The sequence below is a fragment of the Micrococcus sp. GPGPB33 genome (genome assembly GCF_037853785.1).
GTDB lineage: Bacteria > Actinomycetota > Actinomycetes > Actinomycetales > Micrococcaceae > Micrococcus > Micrococcus luteus.
Map to the genome: position 1 here is coordinate 1,362,670 of NZ_JAQMWO010000002.1, position 14,626 is coordinate 1,377,295.

At 77.2% G+C, this 14,626-nt stretch carries 13 protein-coding genes; 10 read left to right on the plus strand and 3 right to left on the minus strand.

Annotated features, from left to right (window positions below; translation table 11 throughout):
- Window positions 1–29 precede the first annotated feature (29 nt).
- Window positions 30–3,794 (plus strand): DUF4011 domain-containing protein, encoded by a 3,765-nt coding sequence (locus POD19_RS06560; protein ID WP_101965832.1) that lies wholly within the window; start codon window positions 30–32, stop codon window positions 3,792–3,794.
- A complete protein-coding gene (locus POD19_RS06565; RefSeq protein WP_101965831.1) occupies window positions 3,784–4,023 on the plus strand; it encodes a hypothetical protein in 240 nt (79 codons plus the stop codon). Before POD19_RS06560 ends, POD19_RS06565 begins: the two co-directional genes overlap by 11 nt.
- 20 nt (window positions 4,024–4,043) lie before the next feature.
- Here the strand turns inward: POD19_RS06565 and POD19_RS06570 are convergent, their stop codons facing one another.
- Complete coding sequence (locus POD19_RS06570) at window positions 4,044–4,322, minus strand: FmdB family zinc ribbon protein (RefSeq protein WP_041104378.1); 279 nt, start codon at window positions 4,320–4,322, stop codon at window positions 4,044–4,046.
- Window positions 4,323–4,410: 88 nt separating this feature from the next.
- Window positions 4,411–5,076, minus strand: coding sequence for a 5-formyltetrahydrofolate cyclo-ligase (locus tag POD19_RS06575; RefSeq protein ID WP_242679336.1), 666 nt, complete (start codon window positions 5,074–5,076; stop codon window positions 4,411–4,413).
- Between the two features lie 57 nt (window positions 5,077–5,133).
- Here POD19_RS06575 and POD19_RS06580 point away from each other — a divergent pair, with 57 nt between their 5' ends.
- The 3 genes from POD19_RS06580 (at window position 5,134) to POD19_RS06590 (ending at window position 8,006) form a co-directional block, all read left to right on the plus strand.
- Complete coding sequence (locus POD19_RS06580; protein ID WP_036317850.1) at window positions 5,134–5,760, plus strand: GNAT family N-acetyltransferase; 627 nt, start codon at window positions 5,134–5,136, stop codon at window positions 5,758–5,760.
- A 76-nt stretch (window positions 5,761–5,836) separates the two neighbouring features.
- Window positions 5,837–6,748: a hypothetical protein gene (locus POD19_RS06585; RefSeq protein WP_101965829.1), complete on the plus strand. Its 912-nt coding sequence runs from the start codon at window positions 5,837–5,839 to the stop codon at window positions 6,746–6,748.
- A gap of 22 nt (window positions 6,749–6,770) precedes the next feature.
- A complete protein-coding gene (locus POD19_RS06590; RefSeq protein ID WP_101965828.1) occupies window positions 6,771–8,006 on the plus strand; it encodes a phosphotransferase in 1,236 nt (411 codons plus the stop codon).
- A gap of 51 nt (window positions 8,007–8,057) precedes the next feature.
- On the opposite strand, the gene POD19_RS06595 is transcribed toward POD19_RS06590, so the two are convergent.
- Window positions 8,058–9,893 (minus strand): hypothetical protein, encoded by a 1,836-nt coding sequence (locus tag POD19_RS06595; RefSeq protein WP_102708501.1) that lies wholly within the window; start codon window positions 9,891–9,893, stop codon window positions 8,058–8,060.
- Window positions 9,894–10,051: 158 nt separating this feature from the next.
- Between POD19_RS06595 and POD19_RS06600 the strand changes: the two genes are divergently transcribed.
- The 5 genes from POD19_RS06600 to POD19_RS06620 all read left to right on the plus strand — a co-directional run bounded on the left by POD19_RS06600 (window position 10,052) and on the right by POD19_RS06620 (window position 14,617).
- A complete protein-coding gene (locus tag POD19_RS06600) occupies window positions 10,052–10,528 on the plus strand; it encodes an NUDIX hydrolase (RefSeq protein ID WP_036316610.1) in 477 nt (158 codons plus the stop codon).
- A complete protein-coding gene (locus POD19_RS06605) occupies window positions 10,525–11,673 on the plus strand; it encodes a glycine betaine ABC transporter substrate-binding protein (RefSeq protein ID WP_144819115.1) in 1,149 nt (382 codons plus the stop codon). The genes POD19_RS06600 and POD19_RS06605 overlap by 4 nt, the downstream gene beginning before the upstream one ends.
- A gap of 83 nt (window positions 11,674–11,756) precedes the next feature.
- Complete coding sequence (locus POD19_RS06610; protein WP_070708759.1) at window positions 11,757–12,995, plus strand: pyridoxal phosphate-dependent aminotransferase; 1,239 nt, start codon at window positions 11,757–11,759, stop codon at window positions 12,993–12,995.
- Window positions 12,988–13,905: a PPK2 family polyphosphate kinase gene (locus POD19_RS06615; RefSeq protein ID WP_129867340.1), complete on the plus strand. Its 918-nt coding sequence runs from the start codon at window positions 12,988–12,990 to the stop codon at window positions 13,903–13,905. The genes POD19_RS06610 and POD19_RS06615 overlap by 8 nt, the downstream gene beginning before the upstream one ends.
- A 127-nt stretch (window positions 13,906–14,032) precedes the next feature.
- Complete coding sequence (locus POD19_RS06620) at window positions 14,033–14,617, plus strand: type 1 glutamine amidotransferase domain-containing protein (protein ID WP_100058491.1); 585 nt, start codon at window positions 14,033–14,035, stop codon at window positions 14,615–14,617.
- The last annotated feature ends 9 nt before the right edge of the window (window positions 14,618–14,626 follow it).

The following is a 14,626-nucleotide window of genomic DNA, read 5'->3' on the forward strand; positions in this document are numbered from 1 at the left end:
CCAGGCGACGGAGGAAGGACCGCACGCACGTGACCGAGCAGGAGTTCCCGCGCCTGGCCCGCGCCCGCGCCGCCGCACGCCCCGACGAGGGGCAGACCCGCCCCGACCCGGCCGCCTGGGTGTCCTCCCTGGGCTCGGGCGCCGAGAACGACACGATGCTGCGGTTCGCGCCCTCGGCGGCCAACAGCATCGACCTCACGGAGGCGAACTCCTCCGGCGTCTCGCAGCTGCTGCTGGGGCGGCGCACCCGCCTGTCCACCCTGCTGCCGGCCGGCCCGGAGCTGGACGCGGCGCACGAGGTCTCCCTCGGCCTGCGCGCCAAGGTCCGCGAGCTGGCGGAGGAACGCGGCATCGACGTCGGCGCGCTCGCCGTGGGCGTGGCCACGTGGACGGCCGAGGAGGACGGTCGGCGGGAGCGCCGCTCCGCCCCCGTGCTGCTGGCCCGCGTGGCCCTGACGGTGCGCCGCGGCGCCCGGGGCCGGGACGAGCTGGAGGTCCAGATCACCGAGCCGGCCCGCCTGAACCCGGCGCTCGTGCGGAACCTGCGCCGGCACCACGGCATCGCCCTGGACCCCGAGGCGTACCAGCAGGCCGCCTACGCCACGGCGCGCCTCGAGCCCGCCCCCGCGTTCGCCCGCCTGCGCGAGGAGACCGCCGCGATCGCGGACCTGCACATCCAGGATTGCCTGCTCGTCTCCACGTTCGCGGACCTCGGCGAGACCGCCTCCCTGCCCGCCTCCCTCGAGGATCTGCCGGTCGTGCAGGCCCTGTACGACGCCGGGACCGGCATGGTGCCCCGCCCGGCGGCGCTGCAGCCCACGGGCGCGCCCGCGGAGGATGACGTCGCCCCGGCGGACGAGCGCCTCGTCGTCGACGTCGACGCCGCCCAGGCACGCGTGCTCGAGCACGCCGCGGCGGGGGAGTCCCTCGTGGTGGCGGCCGCCCCCGGCACCGGGCAGACCCAGACCGCCGCCGCCCTGGCCGCGCGCCTGGCCTGGGAGGGTCGGCGCGTGCTGGTCGTGGCCGAGCGCTCCGCCGCCCTGGCCGACGTGCTCGACCGCCTCGAGGAGGCGGACCTGCGCTCGATCGCGCTGGACGTGCCCGCCAACGCGGACCCCGAGCTGCTCCGCCGCCAGCTCGTGCAGGCCGTCCTGCGCTCCGAGCGGGCCGTGGACCCCGACACCGCCCGGGACGAGGCCGCCCTGACCGAACGACGGCGCCGGCTGCAGGAGCACGTCGGCTCACTGCACCACGTCCGCCCCCGCTGGGGCTGCTCGCCGTTCCAGGCGATGCAGGCCCTGGCCGCCCTGACCGGGCTCGAGACGCCGCCGGCCACCACCGTGCGCCTCAAGCGCTCCGTGCTGGACTCCACCGTGAACCGGCAGGCCGTGGGCGAGCAGCTCGTGCGCGCCGGGGAGCTCGGCGCGTTCTCGGCCGCCGCCACCGAGAGCCGCTGGTTCGGCGCCCGCGTGCGCAACGTGCAGGAGACCGAGGCCGCCTCGGAGCTGGCCGACGAGCTGGCGGCCGCCCTGCACACCACCCGGCGCGCCGTGGACACCGCCGCCGCCCAGGCCGGCCTGCGCCCCGAGCGCACGGTGGCCGGCTGGGCGGAGCAGGCGGACCTCTACCGCCGTGTGGCCCGCACCCTCACCGAGTTCACCCCCGAGGTGTTCTCCCTCGACGTGCCCCAGCTGGTCGCGGCGACCGCCACCAGCTCGTGGCGGCGCCTCCACCTGGTCGAGATGTCCTCGGTGACCCGGTCCCGCCTGCGCCGCGCGGCGAAGGACGCGGTCCGCCCGGGCGTGCAGCCCACGGACCTGCACGGCGCCCTCGTGGACGCCGCCGCCGTCCTGGAGGACTGGAACCGCCACGCCGCCGAGCCGGGCACGCCCCCGCAGGTGCCGGACCAGGGCGAGCACGTGATGGGCCAGGTCGGCCAGGTGCGCGAGCGCCTGCGCCGGCTCGAGGGCGTCCTCGCCCCGGAGGCCGTGGCCGAGGCGCCCTTGGAGGAGCGGGACGTGGACGACCTCGTGGCCGCCGTCGACGGGCTCGTGGCGGACCGCGACACCCTGGCCACGCTGCCCGAGCGCACCCTCGTGCTGGACAGCCTGCGCGACCACGGCCTGGCGGAGCTGCTCGAGGACCTGCGCGACCGCGAGGTGCCCACCGAGGCCCTGACCGCCGAGCTCGAGTTGGCGTGGTGGCAGTCCGCGCTCGAGGCGATGATCTCCGGGGACGACTTCCTGGCCATGATGAGCGGCACGGACCTGGCGGAGGTCGAGCGCGGGTTCCGCGACCTGGACCGCGCCCATCTCGAGCGCGGCGGCGCCCGGCTCTCCGCCGCGCTGGCCGCGCGCTGGCGGGAGGCGCTGCGCACCTATCGCGCGGACGCGGCCGTGCTGCGCACCCTGCTCAAGCAGGGCAGCCCCACGGTCGAGTCCCTGGCCACGATCACCCCCGAGCTCCTGCAGCCGCTCGTGCCGGTGGTCACCACCTCGCCCATGGCCCTGTCCGAGTTCCCCCCGGAGTGGCGCGCCGACGTCGTCGTGCTGCTGGAGGCCGACGCGACCGCCCTGGCCACCGCGATGGGCGCGCTCACCCGCGCCCCCCAGGTGGTGGCCCTCGGCGACCCGGTCATCGGGCGCCCGCAGTCGTTCCAGGTGTCCGTGGACCCGACGGCGACCGCCGGGCCCCTGCGCCCGCTGCGCTCGGCCCACGACGCGCTGGACGAGGTGCTGCCCACCCTGCCGCTGCGCACCGTGCACCGCCCCCTCGAGCGGCGCCTCGTGCGCCTGCTCTCCGCGCTCGCCTATGACGGCGCCCTGGACGCGCTGCCCACCGCGGGCGAGGCCACCGGCCGGGATCGTGCCGTCACGGCCGAGTACCTGCCCGAGGGCACCGGCATCCCGATGACCGGCGGCGACGTGGTCGAGTCCACGAACGCCGAGGTCGCCCGCACCGTGGAGCGCGTGTTCGAGCACATCCGCGACCGGCCCGAGCAGTCCCTGGCCGTGGTCACGGTGTCCGAGCAGCACGCCCGCAGGGTGGCCGCCGCCGTGCAGGCCACGGCCGCGCAGGCGCCGTGGGCCCACGAGTTCCTCGCCCGCGGCCGCGGCGAGGACGCCGCCGACGCCGAGCCGTTCGTGATCGTGCCGGTCGTGCGCGCCGCCTCCGTGGTGCGTGACGCCGTGATCCTCACCCCCGGCTACGGCCGCACCCCGCACGGCCGCGTGGTGCACCACTTCGGCGCCTTCTCCGACCCGGACGGCGAGCGCATGGTCACGGTCGCGCTCACCCGGGCACGCCGCCGCCTGCACCTCATCTCCGCGCTGCGCGCCGCGGACCTGGACGAGGACCGGCTCGACGGCGGCGCCCTCTGGTTCCTGCGGCTGCTCGAGGCCTACCTCGGCGAGGACGCCGCGGATCCGGTGGGCATGGTGGGCGACCCGCTGCTGGCCGATCTGCGCGACCGTCTCGAGGAGCACGGCGCCCGCGTCCTGCCCCGCTACGCCGGCGTCATGGACCTGGCCGTGCTCGATCCGCGCGCGGACCGGGACGAGGCGCCCCGTCCGCTGGCCCTGGCCGGCGACGGCGGCGAGGTGTACCGCGCCCTCACGGTGCGGCAGCGCTCGCGGACCCTGCCCGAGGGGCTCGAGGCCCGCGGCTGGGAGCCCCGGACCCTGTGGGCGATCGACGTGTTCGCGGACCCGGAGTCCGTGGCCCGGGAGCTGGCCGACCGGCTGGGCGTGGAGCCGGCGGACGAGACGGACGAGACCGACGACGATGTCCGCTGACGGCGCGCCGCGCCGCCGCGGCCCGCGCCGGGCGGACGCCCCGGGCACCGGCCCGGCAGCCGCCGACGGCCGCGAGCCGCGCCTGCCGGGGATGCCCCGGCTGACCGGGCAGGCCGGGACGTCGCCGGCGACCGCGCCGACCGGACATGAGGCCGGGGTCGAGATCGGCGCGGCCGAGGCCGAGCACGACCGCTGGCTGCGCGAGCAGCGCCCGCCCCACTGGGGCTGAGCCGGCCCGATCCGGCCGGGTCAGTCCGCGGGGGCGGAGGACGAGGACGACGTCGAGGACGTCGAGGACCCGGCGGCCGAGTCCGAGGTCGATCCGCCGGCCGAGCCGGTGCCCCCGGTGCCGGAGCGCGAGTCGGTCCGGTAGAACCCGGAGCCCTTGAAGCTCACGCCGACCGAGCCGTACTGCTTGCGCAGGACGCCGCCGCACGCGGGGCACTCGGTGAGGGCGTCGTCGGTGAAGGCCTGGACGACGTCGAAGGCGTGGCCGCAGTCCTTGCAGCGGTAGGCGTAGGTGGGCATGCTCAGCTCCAGCTCGCTCGGGGCGCGCCGGGGCGCGCGGTTCTGGGGGGATCCGACCCCCGATGCTACTCCGCGCCGCGGGCCGGGCTCAGACCCAGCGCAGCCCGGCCGCGGTGACGACGCCGTCCACGGGCCGGTCCGTGGGCTCGGCAGGGATGGCGCCCGCCGGCAGCAGCTCGTCCTCGAACACGAGGGCCACGGTCGACACGCTCCGCGGCAGCTCGGCGAGGAAGCGGTCGTAGTAGCCCCCGCCCTGGCCCAGGCGCATCCCGTCCTCGGCCACCGCGAGCGCCGGCATGACCACCGCGGTCGCCGCCGCCAGCGCGTCGGTCCCGAGCCGTTCGCCCACGGGCTCGTCCACGGGGGCGTTCGCCGCGCGCGCCGTCGCGACGCCCGGGTGCCAGGAGGCCCAGCTCAGGCGTCGTTCCGGCTCGATCACGGGGACGAGCACCCGCGCCCCCGCGGCCAGCAGGCGGGTGCGCAGCCCACCGGTGTCCGGCTCGGTGGCCATCGGCAGCACGGTGGCCACCACCGGGGCGGTCCCGTCCGCGGTCGCCGCGGCCACGCGCGGACCCAGCCACGCCCACAGGTGCTCGACGGCGGCCGCGGACTCGGCGGCGCGGCGCGCGGGGGAGCGGTCGCGGCGGGCGGTGCGCAGGCGCGCACGCAGGGTGGCCTTGGCGTCCACGACGTCGTCGACGCCGGCGACGGGGCCCGTGGCGGCGGGCTCGGGCACGGGAGGGGGAGTGCGCATGTCCCCATGATGCCCGCCGCACCGGTGCCGCGCCCGGCCGCGCATAGGATCGACGCCATGTCCTGGCAGCGTTCCCCCTGGCCCGTGACCCTGCGGCACAGCACCCTCGCCCTGCGGCCGCTGCGGCGGCGGGACCGGGAGGCGTGGGAGGAGCAGCGGGCGCACAACCGGGAGTGGCTGACGCCGTGGGACGCCACGAGCCCCGTGCCGGGCGCGGGCCCGGCGTCGTTCGGGCAGATGGTCCGCTGGCACGGCCGCCAGGGCCGGGACGGCAGCGCCTACACGTGGGGCATGGCCCTCGACGACGACCGCCCGGACCGGGACCGCCTGGTGGGGCTGCTGTCCCTGGGCGGGATCCAGTACGGCTCGGTGCTCTCCGGCTCGATCGGCTACTGGATCGACCGTCGCGAGGCGGGTCGGGGGCTGACGCCGACGGCCGTGGCCATGGCGACGGACTGGGCGTTCCGCAGCGCCGGTCTGCACCGGGTCGAGGTCAACATCCGCCCGGAGAACGCGGCCAGCCTGCGGGTCGTGGCGAAGCTCGGCCTGCGCGACGAGGGCCTGCGGCGCGCGTACCTGCACGTGGACGGCGCCTGGCGGGACCACCGGACGTTCGCGGTGACCGCCGAGGAGGTCCCCGACGGCCTGCTGGCCCGGTGGCTGGCCTCGCGGCCGCGCCCCTGAGGGGCCGACGGGACACGCCGCGTGCGGACACGCCGCGATGGCCGGACCGGTCCGCCCCCGGCGCTAGGCTGACCGCATGGACGAGACCACCGCGCCGACGAGGGCCGTGCAGGCCGCGCTCGACGCGCTGGCCGACGCCCGGGTGAGCGCGTCGCTGGTCATCGTGGCCCTCGTGGCCTTCTTGGCCTGGCGGCTCGTGCTGCGCCGCCATCGTCTCGCGTCCGCCCCCGCCCGCCCGTCGATGCCGAGGTCCTTCATGCACCGTCTGCAGAGCTCGCCCGCCGTCCGTGCCCTGACCGCCCGGTTCTCGGGCCGCCTGAGCGCCGCCGCCGACGCGGCGCGCGCCGCCCGCGGCCGGACCGGCCTGCACATCCGGTGGGGGCGCACGGCGCTGTTCCTCGCCGCCCTCGTGGCCCTGCTCGTGTTCCTCGTGGCCGGTCTCGCCGCGGCGTTCGGCGCGGGCACGCTCGCCCTGGCCGGCTGGTCGCTCCTGTTCGCCGTGGCCGGGCTGGCCGGCCTGCGGGCCCTCGCGGTCCGCGACCGCACCCGTCGTGCCCGGCCCGCCGCCGTCGTCGTCCCGGAGCGCCCCGCCGCCCCGGCGGCCGAGGAGCGGCAGGCCCCGCCCGCGGACCCCGAGCGGGACCGCCGCGTGCTGGAGACCGTGCTGGCCTTCGAGACCGAGGCGCCGCGCCCGGCCGCCGCGCCCGCCGCACCCCGGGTCGAGCCCGTGGTGGTGACCGCCTCCGCCGCCGCCCCCGCAGCGGACCGCGCCGTGACCATCCCCGCGGTGCCGCGCCCCACCTACCTGGACGCCCCGGAGATGGCCCGCCCCCTGCCGGCGCCGCTCGAGACCCCCGCCCCCACCGGCGCGGACACCCGGCCCCAGGACGCCGCGCGCACGGCGGACGATCAGATCAGCGCCGCTGCCGAGCAGGACATCGCCGCCCTGGACCTGGACAACGTCCTGGCGCGGCGCCGGGCCTGCTGAGCCCCGCCGGGCGGCCGCGCCCGTGAGCATCGACCGAGCCGCCGCGCGCCAGGCCGTCCGCGCGTCGGGCGAGCGCTGGCTGCGCACCCGAGCCGACGCCCTGCACCTGCAGCGGGGGCGTCGGCTCGCGCGCGTCCTGGACCTGGACGTGATGACCGGACGCGCGGGCGACGCCCGCGTCCGCTCCCGCACCCTCGTCCTCGCCCGCGACCCCCGGCACCCCGCCGCCCCCGCCACGGCGTGCCCACCCGTCCCGGACGAGCGCGGGATCCTGGAGGACGGTACCCTGTGGTGGTGGGCCCCCGCCGACCCCGTCCTGCCGGGCCTCACGCTGACCGCCGACCCGGACGCGCTCGCGGCCCTGCTCGGCACGGCGCCGGGCCGGGCCCGCCTCACGTGGCGCGGCTACCGGCCGCGGGACCGGGCGGTCCTGGCCGTCGAGGCGACCGGCGACGACGGCGTCCTGGCCCGCACGTTCCTGAAGGTGCTCCCGCCCGCGCGCGCCGCACGGGTCGCCCGGCGGCAGGCCGCCGCGGGGGCGGCCGGGGTGCCGGTGCCCGCCGTCCGCGCGGCGCCGGAGCGCGGGGTGCTCCTGCTCGCGAGCGTGCCGGGCCTGCCCTGGCGGGCGCTGCTGGCCGGGCCCGAGGCCGCCGCGCTCGACCCCGCGCGGGTCGCCGCGCTGCTGGACCGGCTGCCGCCGGTGCCCGAGGAGCCTCCCGGCCCGGCGGGCCCCACGGCCGGGGCGGCCGGGGGCGCCGACGCGGACGACGGCGGACCCGCCGTCCTGCTCGAGCACGCCACGTGGGCCGCCGTCGTGCTGGACCCCGAGGCCCAGGACGAGGCCGCCGCCCGGGCGGACCGGATCCGCGCGGCGCTCGCGGCCGGGGACCCCGGCCCGCGCGTGCCCGTGCACGGCGACCTGCACCCGGGGAACCTGCACGTGGACGCCGCGGGGGAGCGGATCACCGGCGTGCTGGACGCCGACGACCTGGGCATGGGGCACCGCGTGGACGACTGGGCCGTCCTGATCGCCCATCTCGAGGCGGGCACCGTGGACCTCGGTGCCGGCGGCGCCGCGCTGCGCGCCGTGGCCGCACGGTTCCGGCGCCACGCCCGCAGCGAGGTCGACGAGGTGGCGCTGGCGGCCCGCGTCGCGACCGTGCTCGCCGCCCTCGCGGCGCAGCCGACCGCGCCCCGCGCCGTGCGGTCCGCCCGCCGGGCCGCCGCCGACGCCGCCCTGGCCCGCGTCGGCCTCTGACCCGCGACGGCGGCCACCACAGTCGGGCCGGGCCACCACCTCGAGCGGCGGTCAGTCCGCGCCGAGCCCCTCCCGGAGCGCGTCGAGCTCGTCCCGGACGCGCGCGGCGCCGTCGTGGTCCCCGAGGGTGGACAGGCACTGGTGCAGGCCCGTGAGCGCGCCGAGGCGCACGAGCGTGGAATCGGTGGAGTCGCACACCAGGCGGAAGAGCGTCGCGGCCTGCTCGGGGCTGCCGTCCTCGGCCACCACGTAGGCGGCGAAGAGCTCGGCCTGCGCGGCGCCCTCGCGGTCCCCGGCGGCGGTGAACAGGTCGGCGGCCTGCAGCGCGGTGGCGATCGCCTCCGGCCCCCGCTCGAGCGACCACAGGGCCCGGGCGCGGGTGTCCGTGTAGTCGGCCACCTGCCAGTCGGCGTCGGCGTCCCGCACGAGGGCGAGCGCCTCCTCGAGGAGGTCGAGGCCCTCCGCCTGGCCGGACTCGCACAGCAGGTACCCGTGCGCGTGCAGCGCGGCCGGCAGCACCGCCGGGTCCTCGTCCACCGCCTGGCGCGCGGCCGCGACCGCCCGCTCGAACAGGTCGAGGGCGGAGGGCCGGGTGCGTTCGTCGCGCTCGCGGTTCACGAGGGCGCCGGCGGCCAGGAGCGTGCGCGCGGCGTCCTCCCACTGGCCGTGGGCCTCGAACAGGCCGGCCGCCTCCCGCCACAGGGGCAGCGCGTTCTCGGCGCGGTCCTGGTCGTGGTGGGCGTGACCGAGGTCCACGAGGGCACGGGCCTGCTCGACGTCCCGGCCGTGGGTGGCCTCGCGGCGCACCAGCCGGGCGAGCAGGGGCTCGGCCTCGTCGGCGCGGCCGGCGAGCACGAGCTGGTGCGCCCACCAGTAGCTCAGGCTCGAGGCCTCCGGCGCCTCGGCCTTCTCCGCGTGCACGGAGGCCAGCTCCCACGCGGCCACGGCGACCTCCTCGTACCCGTCGAGGTCGCCGGCCACGCGCCCGGCCAGGGCCGCCGCGGAGGCGGCGCCGCGCCGCAGACCGACCGAGGCCATCCGCTCCGCCGCCTCGAGTGCCAGGTCGAGGGCGGCCGTCGGACGGTCCAGCTCGTGGGCGGCGATCGCCCGCACCGTGGTGGCGGAGGCCAGGACGGCCCGGGCGGCGGGCAGCGCGGTGACGACGGCGGCCGCCGCGTCCGCCTCGGCGTGCTCGCCCCGCCACAGGTGCAGGCGGGCGAGCAGCAGGTGCGCGCTGGACCACGAGCCGGTGGGCAGCAGGGCACCGGCCGCGCGCAGCCCGCCCAGGACGGCGATGACGCGGCGGGCCAGCTCGAGCGCGGCGTCCAGGTCCCCGGTGTGCACGCGGTGCACGGCCAGGGCCAGGGCGGCCTCGGGCAGGACGGTGTCCCCGGGGTCCTCGCCGGGAGCGCCCGGCTCGTCCTCCACGACGCCGGCCAGCACCGCCGCCTCGACCGTGTCCGGATCACGCACGAGGGCGGCACCGAGCTGGGATTCGAGCCCGGCCTGCCGGGGCCGGCCGAGGTGGCGCAGCAGCGCCGCCCGGGCCTCCACCCAGCGGGTCAGGGCGGCCTCGTCCCCGACCTGGCCCGCGGCGACCGCGAGCGCCCGCAGCAGGGCGAGGCGGACGTCGTCCTGGCCGGGCACGAGCGCGGCGAGGCCGGAGTCGGCGAGGCGGGCGGACTCCCGGGGCTCGTCGCGCAGCGCGGCCTCGAGGGAGAGCTCCCACCAGCCGCGGGCGTCCAGGGCGGTCGGGGCGTCGGGCGCCGCGGTGACGCGGGCCTGCCGGAGCAGGGCGTGCACCCGGTCCAGGGCGGCGTCGACGGCTGGCTCCACGGGGCCGCCGGAGGGGTCGTCCCGGCGGGGCGGGTCCTGCGGGGTGTCCACGGGCGCTGCTCCTTCCGGGGGTGGGACGGGTGGTCCTCCAGCCTAGGGCGCGGGTCGGTGGACCGTGCCGCTGTTCGCGGTGGGCGGTGCTCGTAGACTGGCCGGGCCCCGGCGTCGCCCGCCGCGGGCCGTCCCACTGCCGCCAGGAGTCCGCAGCCATGAGCACCACCCCCGCCGCCCCGGACGCCGCCGGAGCGCACCCCGCCGGCCCGTTCCAGACGCGCGCCGGCGCATACGCCCTGATCGTGGACGGCGGCCGCGTCCTGCTCAGCTCGTGGCAGGGGCCCGAGTTCCTGCAGTGGACGCTGCCCGGCGGCGGCATCGAGCTCGGCGAGAGCCCGGAGGAGGCGTGCCTGCGCGAGGTCTGGGAGGAGACCGGCCACACCGCCGAGCTCACGGGCCTGCTGGGCGTCACGACCGGGACGATCCCGGTGGAGAAGCGCCTGCGGGGCGAGCCGCTGCCCCTGCTCACCGTGCAGGTCCTCTACACCGCCCGCATCACGGGCGGCGTCCTGCGCCCTGAGGTCGGCGGATCCTCGACGGACGCGCGCTGGTTCGACCTCGCGGAGCTCAGCGAGCTGCGCACCGCCTCCTGGGTCACCGAGGCGCTCGCCCGTGCCGGGGTGGACACGTGAGCCGCCCCGCCCACCGCCGCCCGACGGCCCTCGCCGCCTCCGCCCTCGTGCTGTCGCTGGCCCTGGGGGCGTGCGCGCGGCAGGCGGACGCCCCGCCGACGCCCTCCGCGTCAGGCACACCGATCACGGTCGTGCACGGCGGCGAGGGCCTGGAGGGCGCCGTCGCGGCGGTCCTGGCCCGTCACCTGCGCCTGCACGGCCACGCCGTGGCGGACGAGGACGGCGTCGCCGTGGAGCAGCCGGCGTGGTCCGCCGCCGGCGGGGACACGGTCGCCGTCGTGGACACCCTGGCCCTGGCCGTCGCCGCCGACCCCGCAGTGGCGCTGCCGTCCCCGCCGCCGCCGACGTCGACGCCGTCGTCGACGCCGACCGGGACGGAGGCCGGCCCGTCCGCGGACGCCGTGCCCACCCCCTCGGCCACCGCCTCGACCGCCGCCCCGAGCCCCACCGCGCTGCCCGCCGGGGATCCCGCGGCCGACGCCCAGGCGGCCGGGCGCGTCCTGGAGACGCTGCTTGCCGAGGAGACGGCCGCAGCGGGGACACCGCAGGACGAGGCCCCGGCTGTGCTGTCCTCGTCGGCGGGCGTGCTGCGCCTGACCGCGGTCGTCACCCAGACCACCGCGGCCCGGCTCGAGCTCGAGTCGATCACGGACCTCAACGGCCGGTGCGAGTCGCTCACCGCCGTCGCACCCCCGCCCCTGACCGCCGCGGCGGATCCGGACGCGGCCACGGCCCTGCGCGCCCGCCTGGACCGGCTCGCCGGCTGTCGACCCGAGACCTGGCTGGCCGACACCGAGGACCCGAGCGCCGCCGTCGTCGCGGATGAGGCCCAGGTCGCGCTGCTGACCCGCACGGATCCGGAGATCGACGCGAACTCGCTCGTCCCGCTCGAGGACGACGGCCGCGTGCTCCCGGAGGGGCGGCTGACCGCCGTCGGCTCCGCCGCGACGCTGGATGACGACGCCGAGCGGCGCATCGCCGAGGTGATGTCCGCCCTCGACGGCGACGGTCTGCGGGAGCTCGAACGGCTCACCACGGGCGCCGACCCGCTTCCCCTCGCCGAGGCCGCGCAGTACTGGCTGGTGGACCATGGCCTGGAGGACGCGCCTGAGGACTGGTTCGTGCCCCGCGGCTCCTGGTTCTGAGCCCGCACGGATGCGGGGCGCCGGCCCGCGTCGCACGAGCGCGACTGTGATGCACACCGCCCGGGGGTGCCATGATGGAGGGCATGCCGACCCCGCGTCCCCGCCAGATCCGCCAGTCCGCCAAGCTGCTGAACGTCCGCTACGACGTGCGCGGCCCCATCCTGGAGGAGGCGCAGCGGATGGAGGCCGCGGGCCACCGGATCATGAAGCTGAACATCGGCAACCCGGCCCCGTTCGGCTTCGAGGCGCCGGACGCCGTCCTGGCGGCGATGCACCAGCACCTGCCGCACGCGCAGGGCTACTCGGACTCCAAGGGCATCTACTCGGCGCGCATCGCCGTCTCGCAGTACTACGAGTCCCGGGGCATCCGGGACATCGGCGTGGACGACGTGTTCATCGGCAACGGCGTCTCCGAGATGATCACCATGGTCCTCACGGCCCTGGTCGACGACGGCGACGAGATCCTCGTCCCCTCGCCCGACTACCCGCTGTGGACCGGCGCCACCACCCTGGCCGGGGGCCGAGCGGTGCACTACCGCTGCGTCGAGGAGGAGGGCTGGGAGCCCGACCTCGAGCACATCGAGTCCCTCGTCACGGAGCGCACCAAGGGCATCGTCCTGATCAACCCGAACAACCCCACCGGCGCGGTCTACTCCCGCGCCGTGCTGCAGGGCATCGTGGACGTCGCCCGCCGCCACAACCTCGTCCTCATGGCGGACGAGATCTACGAGAAGATCACCTACGACGGCGCCCGCCACATCAACGCCGCCGGCCTGTCCGACGACGTGCTCACCCTGACGTTCTCCGGCCTGTCCAAGGCGTACCGGGTGGCGGGCTACCGCTCCGGCTGGGTGGCCGTGTCCGGGCCGAAGCACCGGGCCGCCGACTTCCTCGAGGGCCTGACCCTGCTGGCCAACATGCGGATGTGCGCCAACGTGCCCGCGCAGCACGCCATCCAGGTGGCACTGGGCGGCTACCAGTCCATCGACGACCTCGTCCTGCCCGGCGGTCGGCTGCTCGAGCAGCGCAACCTCGCCCAGGACCGCCTGAACGCCATCCCCGGCGTGTCCGTGCAGCCGGCCCACGGCGCCCTCTACCTGTTCCCGCGGCTGGACCCGGAGGTCTACGCGATCGACGACGACGAGGCGTTCGTCATCGAGCTGCTGCGGGCGAAGAAGATCCTCGTCTCGCACGGCGGGGCGTTCAACTACCCGCACAGCGACCACTTCCGGCTCGTCACGCTGCCCAGCGTGAAGGACCTGGACGTGGCCCTGGACCGCCTCGAGGACTTCCTCGAGGACTGGAGGGAGCGCCATGGCTGACACCCCGGCCGCCGAGGCGGGCCGTCCCGCCCGTGCCACCGACGACGGCGTCTTCGACGGCCCCGCGCGGGAGCTGTTCGCCGCCCGCCGCGGGGACGAGGTCCGGGGCCCGGCCGACGTCGACGCCGCCGCGACGCCCGGCTACGGCGGGGACAAGGCGAAGGGCAAGAAGGACCTGGCCGCGCGCGGCGGGGCGCTCGCCGACCTGCAGGAACTGCTGTTCGCTCAGTCGGTGCGCCACGCGCCCGAGGGGGAGGCGCCGTCCCTGCTGGTCGTCCTGCAGGGCATGGACACCGCCGGCAAGGGCGGGATCATGCGCCACGTGATCGGGGCGATGGACCCGCAGGGCGTCCACGTGCACGCGTTCAAGGCGCCGACAGCGGAGGAGCGCGCCCACGACTTCCTGTGGCGCATCCGCCCGCACCTGCCCCGGCCCGGCCTCGTCTCCGCGTTCGACCGCTCGCACTACGAGGACGTGCTCGTGCATCGCGTGCGCGGGCTCTCCCCGCTGGCCGAGGTGGAGGAGCGATACGGGGCGATCTGCGAGTTCGAGGCGGCCGTGCGCGCCGCTGGGACGCGGATCGTCAAGGTGATGCTGCGGATCTCGCCGGAGGAGCAGGCCGAGCGCCTGCTGGCCCGCCTGGACGACCCCACGAAGCACTGGAAGTTCAGCGAGAGCGACCTCGACGACCGCGCGTACTGGGACCAGTACATGGACGCGTACCGGATCGCGATCGAGCGGACGGACACCGAGGACGCGCCGTGGTTCATCGTGCCGGCGGACCGCAAGTGGTTCGCGCGGCTGGCGGTGCAGCAGCTGATCATCGAGACCGTGCAGGGGATGGGGCTGGACTGGCCGAAGGCCGACTTCGACGTCGCGGCCGCCCGCCGTCGCCTGCTGGCGGGCTGAGCGCCGCCGTCGTCGCGGTGGGCGGGGAAGTGGTGGCCGGACCTTGCCAGGCCCGGGGCCGCAGTGAGTTGATGGGGAACACCGGTCGCCGCAGAGGCGTGCCGGATCCGATCCGAAAGGTGGACCCATGTCCGAGAACGCTGTCCAGAACGCCCCGCTGACCGGCAAGACCGTCGCGTTCCTCGCGACCAACGGCGTCGAGCAGGTCGAGCTGACCTCCCCGTGGGAGGCCGTGATCGCCGCCGGCGCGACCCCCGTGCTCGTCTCGCCGAAGTCCGGCACCATCACCGCGATGCAGTCCGACTGGGATCACGGCGAGTCCTTCGAGGTGAACACGACGGTGAAGGACGCCAAGGCCGAGGACTTCGACGGCCTCGTGATGCCGGGCGGCACCCTGAACGCGGACGCCCTGCGCATCAACAAGGACGCCCAGGCGTTCGTGCGTGCCTTCTTCGAGCAGCACAAGCCGGTGGCGGCCATCTGCCACGCCCCGTGGACCCTGATCGAGGCCGGCGTCGTGGAGGGCCGCCGCCTGACCAGCTACCCGTCCCTGAAGACTGACCTGAAGAACGCGGGCGCCCAGTGGGTGGACGAGGAGGTCGTCGTGGACAACGGGCTGACCACCTCGCGCTCCCCGGACGACCTCGACGCCTTCAACGCCAAGCTCGTGGAGGAGCTGAGCGAGGGCAAGCACGAGGACCAGACCGCCTGACCGACGTCG

Excerpts from the sequence above, each read along its gene's own strand:
- POD19_RS06565 (WP_101965831.1), top strand. The coding sequence starts at position 3,784 with ATGTCCGCTGACGGCGCGCCGCGCCGCCGCGGCCCGCGCCGGGCGGAC.
- POD19_RS06570 (WP_041104378.1), bottom strand. The coding sequence starts at position 4,322 with ATGCCCACCTACGCCTACCGCTGCAAGGACTGCGGCCACGCCTTCGAC.
- POD19_RS06575 (WP_242679336.1), bottom strand. The coding sequence starts at position 5,076 with ATGCGCACTCCCCCTCCCGTGCCCGAGCCCGCCGCCACGGGCCCCGTC.
- POD19_RS06580 (WP_036317850.1), top strand. The coding sequence starts at position 5,134 with ATGTCCTGGCAGCGTTCCCCCTGGCCCGTGACCCTGCGGCACAGCACC.
- POD19_RS06585 (WP_101965829.1), top strand. The coding sequence starts at position 5,837 with ATGGACGAGACCACCGCGCCGACGAGGGCCGTGCAGGCCGCGCTCGAC.
- POD19_RS06600 (WP_036316610.1), top strand. The coding sequence starts at position 10,052 with ATGAGCACCACCCCCGCCGCCCCGGACGCCGCCGGAGCGCACCCCGCC.
- POD19_RS06610 (WP_070708759.1), top strand. The coding sequence starts at position 11,757 with ATGCCGACCCCGCGTCCCCGCCAGATCCGCCAGTCCGCCAAGCTGCTG.
- POD19_RS06615 (WP_129867340.1), top strand. The coding sequence starts at position 12,988 with ATGGCTGACACCCCGGCCGCCGAGGCGGGCCGTCCCGCCCGTGCCACC.
- POD19_RS06620 (WP_100058491.1), top strand. The coding sequence starts at position 14,033 with ATGTCCGAGAACGCTGTCCAGAACGCCCCGCTGACCGGCAAGACCGTC.